Origin of the sequence: Leptospira idonii, assembly GCF_004770995.1 — a bacterium.
GTDB classification, from domain to species: Bacteria; Spirochaetota; Leptospiria; order Leptospirales; family Leptospiraceae; genus Leptospira_A; species Leptospira_A idonii.
This window is the reverse complement of sequence record NZ_RQHW01000079.1, coordinates 158,319-172,627: the sequence shown is the minus strand read 5'-3', so window position 1 is coordinate 172,627 and position 14,309 is coordinate 158,319. Positions and strand designations below refer to the sequence as shown.

13 protein-coding genes are annotated in these 14,309 nt (G+C 41.0%); 10 read left to right on the top strand and 3 right to left on the bottom strand.

Features of this window, described 5'->3' with window-relative positions; translation table 11 throughout:
- Positions 1-361: 361 nt before the first annotated feature.
- Genes EHS15_RS18710 through EHS15_RS18700 form a run of 3 tightly spaced genes read left to right on the top strand, consistent with a single transcriptional unit; the run spans position 362 to position 2,484 of the window.
- Positions 362-697 carry a hypothetical protein gene (locus tag EHS15_RS18710; RefSeq protein WP_425460658.1) on the top strand — a complete coding sequence of 112 codons (336 nt, stop codon included), beginning with the start codon at positions 362-364 and terminating at the stop codon, positions 695-697.
- Positions 697-1,845 carry a suppressor of fused domain protein gene (locus EHS15_RS18705; protein ID WP_135762109.1) on the top strand — a complete coding sequence of 383 codons (1,149 nt, stop codon included), beginning with the start codon at positions 697-699 and terminating at the stop codon, positions 1,843-1,845. Before EHS15_RS18710 ends, EHS15_RS18705 begins: the two co-directional genes overlap by 1 nt.
- A gap of 57 nt (positions 1,846-1,902) precedes the next feature.
- Positions 1,903-2,484, top strand: a complete 582-nt coding sequence (locus tag EHS15_RS18700; RefSeq protein WP_135762108.1) for a hypothetical protein — start codon at positions 1,903-1,905, stop codon at positions 2,482-2,484.
- A gap of 348 nt (positions 2,485-2,832) precedes the next feature.
- On the opposite strand, the gene EHS15_RS18690 is transcribed toward EHS15_RS18700, so the two are convergent.
- Complete coding sequence (locus tag EHS15_RS18690; RefSeq protein ID WP_135762107.1) at positions 2,833-3,852, bottom strand: synaptic vesicle VAT-1 family membrane protein; 1,020 nt, start codon at positions 3,850-3,852, stop codon at positions 2,833-2,835.
- A gap of 97 nt (positions 3,853-3,949) precedes the next feature.
- Here EHS15_RS18690 and gcvT point away from each other — a divergent pair, with 97 nt between their 5' ends.
- The 5 genes from gcvT (at position 3,950) to EHS15_RS18665 (ending at position 9,571) form a co-directional block, all read left to right on the top strand.
- Positions 3,950-5,062, top strand: coding sequence for a glycine cleavage system aminomethyltransferase GcvT (gene gcvT, locus EHS15_RS18685; RefSeq protein WP_135762106.1), 1,113 nt, complete (start codon positions 3,950-3,952; stop codon positions 5,060-5,062).
- A 36-nt stretch (positions 5,063-5,098) separates the two neighbouring features.
- Positions 5,099-5,491, top strand: a complete 393-nt coding sequence (gcvH, locus tag EHS15_RS18680; protein WP_135762105.1) for a glycine cleavage system protein GcvH — start codon at positions 5,099-5,101, stop codon at positions 5,489-5,491.
- A 52-nt stretch (positions 5,492-5,543) separates the two neighbouring features.
- Positions 5,544-8,426 carry an aminomethyl-transferring glycine dehydrogenase gene (gene gcvP, locus EHS15_RS18675; protein WP_210416379.1) on the top strand — a complete coding sequence of 961 codons (2,883 nt, stop codon included), beginning with the start codon at positions 5,544-5,546 and terminating at the stop codon, positions 8,424-8,426.
- A gap of 12 nt (positions 8,427-8,438) precedes the next feature.
- Positions 8,439-8,759: a (2Fe-2S) ferredoxin domain-containing protein gene (locus EHS15_RS18670; protein ID WP_135762103.1), complete on the top strand. Its 321-nt coding sequence runs from the start codon at positions 8,439-8,441 to the stop codon at positions 8,757-8,759.
- Positions 8,760-8,977: 218 nt separating this feature from the next.
- Complete coding sequence (locus tag EHS15_RS18665) at positions 8,978-9,571, top strand: DUF1564 family protein (protein ID WP_135762102.1); 594 nt, start codon at positions 8,978-8,980, stop codon at positions 9,569-9,571.
- Positions 9,572-9,645: 74 nt separating this feature from the next.
- Here EHS15_RS18665 and EHS15_RS18660 read toward each other — a convergent pair whose 3' ends face one another.
- Positions 9,646-10,344 carry an RluA family pseudouridine synthase gene (locus EHS15_RS18660; RefSeq protein ID WP_135762101.1) on the bottom strand — a complete coding sequence of 233 codons (699 nt, stop codon included), beginning with the start codon at positions 10,342-10,344 and terminating at the stop codon, positions 9,646-9,648.
- 117 nt (positions 10,345-10,461) lie between these two features.
- Here EHS15_RS18660 and EHS15_RS18655 point away from each other — a divergent pair, with 117 nt between their 5' ends.
- Both EHS15_RS18655 and EHS15_RS18650 read left to right on the top strand, forming a co-directional pair.
- Positions 10,462-11,094 carry a hypothetical protein gene (locus tag EHS15_RS18655; protein WP_135762100.1) on the top strand — a complete coding sequence of 211 codons (633 nt, stop codon included), beginning with the start codon at positions 10,462-10,464 and terminating at the stop codon, positions 11,092-11,094.
- Positions 11,095-11,145: 51 nt separating this feature from the next.
- Positions 11,146-12,591 carry a transglutaminase domain-containing protein gene (locus tag EHS15_RS18650; protein ID WP_135762099.1) on the top strand — a complete coding sequence of 482 codons (1,446 nt, stop codon included), beginning with the start codon at positions 11,146-11,148 and terminating at the stop codon, positions 12,589-12,591.
- Positions 12,592-12,606: 15 nt separating this feature from the next.
- On the opposite strand, the gene EHS15_RS18645 is transcribed toward EHS15_RS18650, so the two are convergent.
- Positions 12,607-14,307: a hypothetical protein gene (locus EHS15_RS18645; RefSeq protein ID WP_135762098.1), complete on the bottom strand. Its 1,701-nt coding sequence runs from the start codon at positions 14,305-14,307 to the stop codon at positions 12,607-12,609.
- Between the last annotated feature and the right edge of the window lie 2 nt (positions 14,308-14,309).

The following is a 14,309-nucleotide window of genomic DNA, read 5'->3' as shown; positions in this document are numbered from 1 at the left end:
ATTCTACTTTGGACTTTACAAGTCCTATGGAATTTCGTAAGATATATGATCAAAGGATTGCTTGATTTTTCTGTCCGTTTTTTGGTAGGAACTCCAGGATCACCCCACCCAATGGTCAGGGCGGGGAGATAATACCCTGCGCCAGCGATCGCAGCAGAAATGAAACGAAACCTGTTTCACACTCTCGGTCGCGAAACTTCCTGTTTCGACTCCCGAGCTTCGACCATCCTAGTCTCCGCCACCGTGAGAAACTGGTTTCGTTGCTTTAAGAGAGTCGGTTTTCGTTTCATTGGAGCGAAGAGCGCGGTCGAGGCTTGTAAATATACTTATCAACTAACAAATTCGAGGCGCCCATCTGCTTATGATAGATTTCACTTCGATCAAGGCCGGATGTTTTTTTAAAATCGGGCAGAAAAATTTGTTGGAAAGGTGGTATCTAAGCAAATACTCTACTAACAGAATGACTCCCACACGCACGGTTCAATCCTTCTTAGATGCAAAAAAACAAGGTTTGGAAGTTTCGGAAGAAACCTGGAACTCTCTCAAGAACTACCGCAAATGGAACGAACCCGAACTCAAAGGGCTTCGCAATGCTTCCGCTTATTATCCTGAAATCTATTTCGAGTCGGGAATGGACGATGAGATTGCCCGACTGTTAGAAAATTTTAAAAAAAGAATCGTAGCTCATAAATTTTAATGAACCCTGAAAAACCTAAGGTTCTCTACCAAGAGACAAACCCTTATGGTTCTTTTACTGCCTTCCTAGAAGACGACGGAAGAACCATTTATCTGTATTTACAATCCCATAACAATCCGGAATGGCCGATGAAAACTCTCTGGATTCGCAATCGAATCGATGCTCCTGAAGAGAGAGACCCGGAAGATTTCGACCAAGGACTTGCACCTCTCTTAACAAAAGCGGAAGTCAACAATCCGCAAGGTCTTCCCAGTTTAAAAGAAGATGAAATTCATTTTATCTGGTCCGAAGAAGGAGATGCAGTCGCTTTGTTTTTGGACGAAGAACTCTATGCTTATCTTCCTCCTTGGTCCGGGATCAAAGGGGTTCACGGTTATTCTAAAGAAGCAAAAGAAGAAGCAATCGCCGCCTCTCCGTTAGGTGATGGGAAAAGCGGAGTGATTGCGGAAAGAGTCAACCAAGCTAGAAAATTTTGGGAAGGGGTCTCTGCAAAAGACCATTGGAAAAAAGCACAAAGCCTTCGACTGCAATTCTTAGAAGAGAAACTGGGCAAACACGATAAATATTGGTCCGCTGACGGAGGAAAGTATCCTTCTTTAGGAATCGCATCTTTTTATCCCAAAGAATTTCCGGGCATTAAAGTCTTCTCTACCGTTGGGATGAGCGTACAAAACCAACCCTCCGTCGAACTGTATCATAAAAAATTCGAAGATTTTACTAGGATCGAACTTGTTTTCGCCATCAAACTCCTTCCCGATACGGACGATCATTCCGAACAATGGATCCAACATGTTTTAGGTGAAATGATTAAGTTTCCTTGGAACACAGGAATCTGGTTCGGTCACTCTCATACTTTGCAAAATCCCAGAAAAGATCCGGATCAACTCTATTTGGATTTCGGTTGGTTCGTTTTTAACAATATCACCGATGAATTGGATTCTCATCCGGGTACAAATCCTAGTTATCCTGCTCTCAACGGACTCATCTCCGAGAACGGAAAAAGAGTGAACTTCCTATTACTCACTCCGATTTCTGCGGAAGAAAGACTTTGTTTTATGAGGGAAGGTTCTTTGAAGTTCTGGGAGACTTGGAAAAAGGAAGGGTTTACCTTTTTTCACGATTCGGAACGTAGAATGTTGGAATTCTGAAAGTAGTTACAAAAAGTACGAATTAAAAAAAAGTTTCTGACCGTTACTAAGAATGTTATGGCAGAGACTTACACCAAATATTTCAACCTCGACTTCGAGCCGTTCGATATGGAACGCATCTTTGAAGAAAGAAAAGATTCTTCCGGATTCTTTTTATCCACCGTCTTTCAAAAAAGATTCTCCGAAGAAGTAAATCTCAAGCGCCATGAAGACCAAAAACTATGGCTCCAATCTAAAAATCTAAGATTTTTAGTTTTAGATGGAATTCAAAAGGTCGCAGATGATTCCGGAAAGTTAGAACCCACCTCCATTCTTTATTTACTCGGTTTTTTCGATCACTCTGCCATCACCGAAGTTGGTTTCGAAGACACTTGTCACATTCTAATGAAACGATACGATCTCAGTTCTTTGATTCTAAAGCTACCTGAGTCGGATCATTTGGAAATTTGGGGCAAAGACGGATCGAAAAAGGTGTATAAGAACGTCTCCCACCCTAACATCGATTCATTAATCAAATCTCTGTTTCAATCCATCAACAAGAAGGATCATTTCCAATTTATAGGACTGGAAAGGCCGAATTCGGATAAAAAACCTGGAATTTACATGGCGAGAAGAGGTTTTACTCGGGCAATTGCCTAAAAACACCCTTTTAAAATGAAAAAACCCGCAGGTTTTGCGGGTTCACACAATCTTTATTCGAACGAATCGAAGTAAAGAGTTCTTATGTTAAATAAGCAGCTTACTTCTTTTTCGCAGCTTTTTTCTTTGCAGCCTTTTTCTTTGCGGCTTTCTTTTTTGCAGCTTTCTTTTTAGCAACCATTGTGATCGTCCTTATCTTTTGATTTCAAACAACCTCTGTCCTTGGCATACAGTCAGTCGATTGATACGACATAATTAATTCATCTCAATATTGTTGTAAAGAAAAAATATTTTTTGTAAGAATTTTATTTCATTTTTTATTTTTGATAAAACAAACTAATACTCATTCTACGAAAGAGTAACAACGACCTTACCAATTGTTTTGCCTGATCTAAATTTTTCCAATGCAAGATTGAAATCATCGAATGAAAACTCTTCTCCTATCCTTTGAGGAGCAAGATGAAGCTCGTTTAATGATGCAAAATGTTTTTTCAAGACATCAATTTCATTCCAAAGCCATATCAAATTGAATCCCATCACCGATTTATTCTCGGAAATCATCGAAAGAGGATCTATCTTAGGTCTTCTTAGATAATGATAAGCAAGTTGGAACCAGTTTCGATGTGAGGATCCGGGGGTAAAAACAGCACTTCCATAGGTAATCAATCTTCCCATAGGTGATAATAATTCATAACTGTCCTGAAAATAACGACCTCCCGTGCATTCTAACACTAAATCCAATCGTTTTCCTGATAAAATTTGCTTCATCTCTTGTTGAAAAGAAGAAGAACGAGTGATACACACATCGTATCCTTCTTCTTTGAGAAGAGAATGTTTTGTATCATCTCCTACAAGTCCGATGGTAAATGCATTCCACTTCTTTGCGATTCGATTCGCCAAAAGCCCTACTCCTCCTGCGGCACTATGAATCAAAACAGTTTGTGATTTTTGTAAATTACCTAGAGGAATGAGAGCATAATATGCAGTCAGTGCTTGTACGGGGAAGGCAGCTCCTTGTGCAAAATTCCATTTTTTAGGAAGTGGAAACACATAATTTTTTCCCACATTCAAATGAGTGGAGTAAGCTCCGAAACGAGTCGTTCCGTAAACGGAATCTCCTATTTTGAATTCTTTTACGTTTTTTCCTTTTGCAATCACTACTCCTGCATACTCCAATCCGGGAATAAAACTTCCCTTTGGTGTTGCAGAATACAGTCCGAATATGGAAAAAACATCCGCAAAATTCAGGCCAATCGCCTTTGTTTGTATGGTAACTTCATCTTCTCCGGGGGGAGGAAGTTCTTCCTGCATTCTTTTTAATCCCTGCAAAGAACCTGTTTTAACGACTCGATAAACTTCTCTATTCATTCTGTTTTCTAAAAAAATCGAATTCCACTGCTAAGAAAAGATTTTTCCATGGTAGTTGCGTCAGTTTAATATCGAAATCATCAAGAAGAGAACTACCTTGGAATTAAAACAAACCCCACTCAATCAAATCCATAGAGAAATGGGAGCGAAGATGGTCCCATTCGGCGGATGGGATATGCCTGTACAATACACAGGAATCATTCAAGAACACCTTGCAACAAGATCTCATGCAGGACTTTTCGATGTATCTCATATGGGAGAAATTTTTGTGACTGGGAAAGAGGAAGACATCCTTTCTCTTTTGGAAAAAACAACATGCAATCAAATCTCTTCCTTAAAAGAAGGCCAAGTGCAATACAATGCAGTCCTCAATGAATCGGGAGGACTTGTAGATGATATCACCGTTTATAAATTTTCGAATGAAAAATACATGATCTGTTCGAATGCATCGAATTATCCTGCTGTTGCGGCACATCTACAGAAATTAGTAAGTGGTACCTGCAAAGTAGAAGATCAAAGTGCAAACTGGCATCAAATCGCATTACAAGGACCTAATGCGAACCAAATCCTGGAAAATTATCTGGGAAAAGATTTAAGTTCTCTTCTTTACTATCATTTTACGGAAATAGAAGTGCAAGGAGAAACAATCATTCTCTCCCGCACAGGTTACACCGGCGAAGACGGATTCGAAATCTATACTTCTCATTCTTTGGGAGTCAAACTTTGGAAAGATCTACTCGAAGCAGGTAAAAGTTTAGGCATCGTTCCTGTAGGATTAGGCGCCAGAGATACCCTTCGATTGGAAGCGAAGTATCCTCTTTACGGCCATGAATTGAATTCGGAATGGTCTCCTGTAGAATCGGGAATCGGTTTTATCGTAAAAGAAAAATCCACACCTTACTTCGCTTATGAAAGAATCCAAAACGATAAAAAAAATTCTCCCAAAAAGAAAGTGGTAGGAATCATTTTACTAGAACCGGGCGTCCTTAGGGAAAACTTCCCTATCTTTTCTTCGGAAGGAAAAGAAATAGGAAAAACCACTTCCGGAACCCATTCTCCTTCCAGAAAAGAATCTCTAGGGCTTGCTATTTTAGATTTCGAATTCACGAAAAATCAAACCGAGGTATTTGTGGATATACGCGGTCAAAAGAAAAAAGCAAAAGTAGAAACAGGAGCTTTCATCAAAGGAAGCGTCCGAATGAATAAATAAAGAAATTTTCAATCATTATCAAACCAGAGGCAATATATGGCAGAAACGCAGGCAAAAGAAGGTTATTACTACACTGAAAAACACGAATGGGTGAAAGTGGATGGAGATACGGCATTGATCGGGATCACTGATTTCGCACAAGGTGCATTAGGTGATATCGTATTCATCGATCTACCTAAAGTAGGCAAAAAAATTTCCCAAAAAGACAGTTTAGGAACGATCGAATCCGTAAAAGCCGCAGAAGATCTTTATTCTCCTATTTCAGGAGAAGTAACGGAAGTGAATGCATCTCTTTCTTCCAATCCGGGAGCAGTAAACTCAGATCCATTCGACGCTTGGATGGTGAAATTGAAAGGAGTCAATGCATCTGAATTAGGTTCTCTGCTCAACGCTTCTCAATACAAAGAATTCGTTTCTAAATTAGACTAATCCAGGAGACATCACTGTGAGTGTTCCCACCCAATCCCCCACTTCCTCTTCCATAGACTCCAATTACGAGGAAACTCTCGAGCCGAGTGATACTTTTTTAAGAAGACACGTTGGCTCGAATGCAGACCGCATCCAAGAGATGCTGCAAGCTATAGGTTATAAAGATCTGGAATCACTCATAGGTGATGCGGTTCCGGCAAACATTCGTTTGCAAAAATCTTTGGATCTTCCTAAACCTTTGGGGGAATACGCACTTCAGAAAGAACTGAAAAAAATAGTTTCTAAAAACAAAATCTTCCGTTCTTATATCGGACTCGGATATAACTCTTGCATCACTCCTCCGGTAATCCAAAGAAACATTTTGGAAAACCCGGGTTGGTACACTGCTTACACTCCTTACCAAGCGGAAATCGCACAAGGCCGTATGGAAGCTTTGATCAATTTCCAAACGATGGTGACCGATCTTACAGGAATGGAAATCGCAAACGCTTCTCTTTTGGATGAAGGTACTGCTGCAGCGGAAGCGATGACTATGTTATTCAATGTGAAGTCGGAGTCTCAAGGTAAATCCTTCTTCGTTTCTCAATCCGTTCATCCGCAAACATTGGATGTCATCAAAACAAGAGCTCTTCCTATCGGAATCAATGTAGTAGTGGGATCTTTTAAAAAGATGGTTCCCTCTACTGATTTTTTCGGAGCCATCGTTCAATATCCTTCCAGTGACGGAACCATTTACGATTTCTCTGAATTCATCTCCAAATTACACGACGTAGGTGCGAAAACGATCGTTGCTGCGGATCTTTTGGCGCTTACAGTTTTAAAACCTCCCGGCGAAATGAATGCGGACGTAGTCGTAGGAAGTTCTCAAAGATTCGGACTTCCTCTCGGCTTCGGAGGACCTCATGCAGGTTTTTTCGCAACGAAAGAAGAATACAAAAGAAGTATGCCGGGAAGACTTATAGGAGTTTCCAAAGATTCGCAAGGAAAACCAGGATACAGACTTTCTCTTCAAACGAGGGAGCAACATATACGAAGAGACAAAGCAACTTCTAACATTTGTACGGCGCAAGTACTTCTGGCAGTGTTATCTTCCATGTATGCAGTATATCACGGCCCGAAAGGATTAAAACAAATCGCAAGCAGAGTGCATCGTATGACGACTCTATTTGCTACGGGATTGGAAAAATTAGGTTATAAAATTCTTTCCAAACCTTATTTCGATACCATTCGCATCGAGTTGTCCAAAATCACTTCCGCAGAGATCATTCGTTATGCGGAAGATAAAGAGATCAATCTTCGTTCCATTTCCCAACACGTAATCAGTGTTTCTTTGGATGAAACCACTACTCTTTCCGACGTACAAGATCTATTGGAAGTGTTCAACGAGAACAAATCCCTCCACTTCTCACTGGCAGATCTTTCTAAAAAAGAAGAATGGGTGATTCCTGAAATTTTGGAAAGAAAATCCGATTACCTCACTCATCCTGTATTCAACAGTTTTCATACGGAAACGGAAATGCTTCGTTATATTCGCAGATTGGAAGCGAAAGATCTTTCCTTAACTACTTCCATGATCGCACTCGGTTCCTGCACGATGAAGTTGAATGCATCTACGGAGATGTATCCTGTGACTTGGCCCGAACTATCCAATATACATCCTTTCGTTCCTGAGAACCAAACGGAAGGATATAGAAAATTGTTCGGGCAATTGGAGAAATGGCTCTGCGAGATCACCGGTTTTTCTGAAGTATCTTTGCAACCTAACGCAGGTTCACAAGGAGAATATGCAGGACTACTTGCCATTCGCAACTATCACCAAAGTAGAAACGACAATCATAGAAACATCTGTCTCATTCCTATCTCTGCGCACGGAACCAATCCTGCTTCCGCAGTGATGGCGGGTTTCCAAGTAGTCGCAGTGAACTGCGATGAAAACGGAAACATCGATGTGGCCGATCTCAAGAAAAAAGCAGTCGAACATAAAAACGACTTAGGTGCACTGATGGTCACTTATCCTTCTACACACGGAGTGTTCGAAGAATCCATCGTAGAGATTTGTAATGCCATTCATGAAAACGGCGGGCAAGTCTATATGGATGGAGCCAATATGAATGCACAAGTGGGACTCACTCGTCCTGCGGATATCGGTGCAGACGTATGCCATTTGAACTTACATAAAACTTTTTGTATTCCTCACGGCGGCGGCGGCCCTGGTGTGGGCCCGATCGGAGTCGCAGAACACTTAGCACCTTTTTTACCTGGACATAGTTTGATCGAAAACGGATCGAATAACAGTCAATGGGCGGTTTCCTCCGCTCCTTGGGGAAGCGCATCCATCGTGGTCATCTCTTGGGCATACATTGCTATGTTAGGCTTTGAGGGACTCAGACATTCCACAAAACTGGCTATTTTAAATGCGAACTATGTTGCCAAAAGATTGGAAACTTCTTTCCCAGTTCTTTACAAAGGGAACAAAGGATTAGTCGCCCACGAGTGTATTTTGGATATGAGAGGATTCAAAAAAACGAGCGGGATCGAAGTGGAAGACATCGCCAAACGATTGATCGACTTCGGATTTCATTCCCCTACTATGTCTTTCCCTGTTCCTGGAACTCTTATGGTGGAACCGACAGAATCAGAATCCAAAGAAGAATTGGATCGATTCATCGATTCCATGCTCTGCATAGCTCAGGAAATCAAAGATGTGGAAAGTGGAGTTTTGGACAAAGCCGACAATCCTTTGAAAAACTCTCCTCATACGGCAGAGATGGTGATCGGAGATTCTTGGAACCATCCTTATTCCAGAGAAAGAGCGGCGTATCCATTGGCTTGGCTTCGTTCGCGTAAATTCTGGCCGAGTGTGGGAAGAGTGGACAATGTGTACGGAGATAGAAACTTAATCTGCTCTTGCATTCCTATGGAACAATACACATAAGAGGTGACCGTCGTGAGCCAAGTTTACGAAAAACATTTTTTTGTATGTGAAAACCAAAGAGGCCCTGGAGAAAGGGTCTCTTGCGGAAATCAAGGCTCACAAGAAATTCTAAAGCTTCTGAAACAAAAAGCATCCAAGGCGGGATTAAATTACCCTTTTCGCATCCAAAGAGCAGGTTGTTTGGAAAGATGCGAACTAGGACCGGCTCAAGTCTGTTACCCGGAAGGAAAATGGTTCCGCCTGCAAACCGAAGAAGATGTGAACATCATCTTAGAACATTATTTCAAGAACGATAATCCTTCCGCTTACGAACATTTGTTGATCAAAGAGTAAGCCATTTATAGGGGCGAGTCCCCGGAAATTCTAATTCAAATTTGCTAACACAACAGTTCAAATAAACATTAACTTCCGTTTTTCCGGGGCCGGGCTGCTACGGGGTCCGCTTCGCTCCCGTCTGCTGACGCGAGACCAAGCCCTACGCATCCCTCTCGCAAAACCTTTAACTTCCTTCACTCTGAACCAAATTGTATATTTCTGACCTTTCATTCGCAATGAAAGATGATGAACCAAGTGTTTCTATAATTACAAACTGGAATCGAGAAATAAAAACGATTTCGATCACAAAGCCGGAAGCGAATTCACTCTATTTCTATGAAAAAGGTAGCACCATTGTCACAACATTCCTGCTTCCACCGAAACTCTTACAACAATTGCAAAATCCCAGAAACGTAGAAACTTCATCTTTCTCCGCTAGACTTCGTAACCTCTTAGAAGAATCCGCTTATCCCATCTACTACGGACTCATTCCCTCAAAGAGAAAAAAACTAACAAAATCTTACCAAGATCCAGGCCAAGAACTTCAAAAAATAAGCTGCCGAGCCGACGAAAGAGAGTTAGCCGAGATGGACATTCTTGCCGATGCGCTTGGGATCTCCAGAAGTAAACTTCTATCTTTGTTATTGGCCTGGGAGGAAATTGGTTGGCTGGGAATTATGCGTACGTTTGGGATTGTAAGAGATACTACAACCCTACAGATGCTCGCTTCTCATCGTTATCTAACAAAAGCAAAAGACTTTCAAGATCCCCAATATAAAGTCGAGCTTTGCCAAATCCTCGCACGCTCATCACCGATGGGTTACTCTTAACTTGCAGAGAAAATATTTATCGAATAGAGGAACGAAGAAAGAAAGGCATGCATCTTTCAATAAGAAGAATGGTTTTACATCCCTCCAACCAAGCCTGTGAGAAAAGAAGGGATTTCCGTTTCAAAAAACATTTTTTTGCCATGGAACGGATGTTCGAATGAGATCGATCTGGCATGAAGTGCCATTCTAGGATAAGATTTTCGATCTTCTCCGTACTTTGTGTCTCCTACGATCGGATGTTTTTCTTCTGCAAAATGAACGCGAATTTGATTTTTCCTTCCAGTAAGCAGATCCACTTCCACCAAAGAATAGTTTTTTGTTTCTTTCAAAACTCGATAAGAAGTGTGTGATAATTTCCCCAGAGTGATGTCTTTCACAGAATAAACCACCTGCGCCTTGTTCTCTGCCAAATAAGAAGTAATCACTCCGGAAGGTTCTTTAAAATGTCCATGCACCACGGCTACGTATTTTTTTTCAATGTTCTGCCAGCCGGATTGAAGTTTATCTTTGACCTCTTCCGATTTAGCAAAGACTAAAATCCCGGATGTATCTCGATCCAATCGATGAACCACATAAATCCTTTTTCTGGAAGAGGCGCTTCCTTTTCGTATATAGTCTGTTAAAGAAACAAATGCGGTTTTGATTTTTTCGGAATCGGTCGCTACAGTGAGAAGGCCGGAAGGTTTATCTACTACCAATATATCTCTGTCTTCATGGAGAATCGAGAGACCTTTCGGTAAAAATCGAGAATTGGGGGAAGAGGGTTTGCTCATCTTACGATCATCTTTTGCAAAAAGAAATTTCTTTCGGTAAATTTTTTCTTGAATTCAATTTTGTTTCCGGATTTTATTTACCGCAAACTTAAAAATCCGGCCTTAGGGAGAAGGATCATGAATCGTTTTTTCATTACGACTTTTTTTCTCTCTACTCTTCTTGTTTTCTCTCAATGCGGAAAACTTTACGAAATTTACGACCAAAATGTTTCCGGAGTCGAATTGAACGATGACGTCATCCGAAAGTATGTAACTGCAGTCAAAGCTCTTCATAAATTAGGCCCGGATATCCCCAAAAAAATCGCGGAAAAAAACGATCCTACAGGACTTGCGATGTTCGCAGAAATCGAATCCGTTATCCAACAAGCGGGTTTTAAAGATTATGCAGAATTCGTAAAGGTCAATGCGAAAGTGGCCTGGGCTTGGAACGTTTCTCAAGGAGAGCTAGGAATTCAAAAATTCAAAACAATGAAGGATCAAGGTTTAATTGACTTAGAGGAAGCCTTAAACAATCCGAATGTCCCCGAAGAAACAAAAATAGAATTAAGAAAAACGAAAGATAGGATCATAAATGATTGGGCAGCTAACAAAAAATATGCAGATATCGCAATGAAGATCGTAAAGCCCTTAACTAACGAACACGACTTGGAAATCATCAAGAGAAATCAAAAAGAACTGATGGAAGCTTATACTGGAATTTCTCAAGCGAAACTGAAGGAAATCGATCCTTCTTTGTTTATCACAAAATAGTGCTTATCAATTATAAAATCCTACCGTAACAAATTTCGCCATGAGGTTCTTATGAAAAGATTTCTTTGCCTGATCCTATTTTATTTTCCAATACTAACCACCTTCGCGGAGTCCGGTGCCGAGAAATACAACCAAGGGATCGATCTGCTTTATAATAAAAATCGACCTCAAGACGCGCTCTCCTATTTTAAAGATGCTTACCGATTAGAACCGAATCAATGGTCTCGTCCGTTTATGATAGGATTCACTCTAAAGAATTATCTTCAAAATCCGAAAGAAGCTCTTCCTTATTTGGAAACTTCTTGGCAATTGAATGCCGAAAGAGATGAACTTCCTTACAAAGAAACGATTCAGTGCCTTGAATCATTAGGTAAAATCGATTTAGCCATTCAAAAAAATTCACTCGCACAAAAAGAACTGAAGTCCGCAGGGAAAACACCTTCTCAATGGTTTCCTGAAAACTTAGCCTGGCTTTACTACTCGAAGGGAGATACGAATCAGGCATTACAAATTGCACCTAATGGATCTTGGGTGAAAAGTCAGCTCGCTCCCAGAACCATCGACATAGTATGGAACATCCAACTTACCAAACTACTGGAAGCTTGGCGCATCCAAAACAACGATACAGTCCGCATAACGCTTCCAGTAGACAGACCCTACCAAAAAACAGTCTCTTTTCGATCCGATTCTCCCGGAATTCAAACCAAAAGAAAAACAAGCAGAGGGAATCAGTTTTTGGAATTGAAAAAAGACCCGGGAACCGAATGGCCGCAGCAAATCCGCCTGGAACTAAAAATAGATCAAAATTTACGTAGAGTCGGTTCCCGGCCTGCCAAATTAAAACCTTCGTCTCCGAACGATCCGTACTATGCCTGGGCAACCGAAAATAGAGACGGACTCTTTTCTTTAGAAGATCCGGAATTCCTGGCAAAAGTAGAAGAGATCACAGCTAGCGGAAATACGTTAGGTGAAAAGGCGGAACTAGCGCTTTCCTACTTACGAAAAAATTATAAGTACGGAACCAGAGTTGAAGGCTCAAGTGTGAAAGAATGGTTGGAACAAGGAACCGGAGATTGCGGTTATTTCACTTACATCGCCATAGGAATGTTACGTGCCCTTAAAATTCCGGTCAGAGGACTTTACGGAATAGGGACTTGGTCAGATCCTCCTCCTGCACTTCCTCATTCCATTTTAGAGATTTATGATGCAAGCACGGATCAATGGATTCCTCACGATCCTCAATCCGACCAGCTTTTCGGGGTTATTAATCCTTCTTATATTCCTTTCACAGCAGGGAATCCGAAACAAGATTCCGCCTTCCTGGCGTCAGACGGAATTTGGGAAATCGATACGGTTTGGTTTTTCTGGAACGGAAGCGGAAAAGATACGATCAGCTACCAAGTCACTCTTTCGGATGCAAACCAAATCGCATCCAGGTCCGCAAAACCGGACTATGTAAAAACGCCGCAGTCCGGCGGCCCTCCTCCTGTTAGGTGACAGGAGGACAAACCTCTAACTTGTTTCCACACTCGCTTTCAGCCATTTTTTCTCTGCGACCGATTTCTTCATATTTTCAATCAAAGCGACTGTGATGTTCGTATTCAACTTAATCATATCCGGATCTTCCGCAAAAAGAATCATCTCATCCACAAGATAATCGATTAGATTTTCGATCGATTTACGGCCCATCGGATCCTGCGCCATCGCTACGGTCGTTTTGGAAATCGCATGATAAATGGACATACTCAATTGCCTAGTAAGATTGGCTTGCATATCTTTAGGAAGAAAAGAAATAGGCTTTAGATTGCTGGAAATATTTTCAGAAACCTCGTTCACTAAATTCTCGATCAAAGCTTTTAAGTTTTCATTCTGAGCGGATTTTGCGATATTGTTGATCACGACTTTTTTCAGCTCTTCCCGATTCAAATCGATGGCTTGGACGAACTGATCGAGAGAATTCCCCGACTTAACTTCGTTTTGTGTCTCCGTCAAGATCTGAATGGTAACTAGATCGGATATTTCTTCTTTGATGATGTTGCTGTAGTAACGAATCGTTTTACTGATCAAATCGTTTCCTAAGATTCGAGTGAATTGATTTGTTTGAAGCATCAGATAAATTTTATACACACGCACCAATCTGAAAAAACGGAATTCCACTACGGGAATCAAACCCAGAACGTCATACCAGTGATAGACCGGATACAAAAACCATGCGATATAAGTCTTTCGTTTGATGGCAAGAAGCCAGCTGATAGCGAATTCAACCAAAAAGAAAGCAAGGAAAGGAGCGTCTAACAAAAGATAATTATTAATCGGTGTTCCATCCGAAGCGATCCCTCTGTAATAATTAAGATCGAAATGGATTCTGAGATGGGAATCGAAAAAAGAGATCTTATCGGTTAAAGATCTTTCGTTATCTCTCCAAAACCAAGCAAATGCGACTACTGTCGAGGGAATGCGGTCTTTGTTTAAGATCGGATCCAGCTCTTGTCTGAGTTTGGTATCTCTCGCCTTGGTTTTATGGATTTGGTATTCCGCTTTAATGATCGTTTGAATTTCGGAAAAGTCTTCCGTTTGCCCGGACATAGCGAAAGGATTCGTCTCTACGATCTCCAACATCTTTTTGTCCATGCTCAAGATGATTTTTTGGACTTCCTTTACCTCATTTCCCTCTTTGCTGAGACGATTGATAAAGGAATATTTTTCGGACAATTCGATGAGTGAGTTGATCTCATCCGTTTCCTCAAGAACGATCACAAACTCATTTAACTGTATTAAGATGGCCTCGAGAGTGGTTCGTCTCAACTCTGGATCTTCCAGTTTCATCCCCTCTTCAAATTCGGAAAATAATTTGTCGAACTTTTCGTTCGCTACATGGGATTTTAAGAATTGAAGTACGGAATAAATCTCTTCTCTCGTTTTTTTCCTTTCATTTTCCCGAAACCCGTCGTCTCTCAGCTTAGTGAGATACGCGAGGTCATTCACATAACCGGTATAAGCAGATGTAACTCGGTGAGGCTCGATTCCTAATACAGGTTTATCGTAAATCGTCAAAACTTCGGGGAAGTTTTTAAAGTAAAAAGGTCTGAACCAAAGATATGTCAGATCGAAGAGGATGAGGCATAGGTTGCCTAAAACAACCAACACCATCACAAGATCCCAAAGAAGCGGGATGCCTAATTTATGTTTTTTTATGAATTCCCAAGAGTTCATAG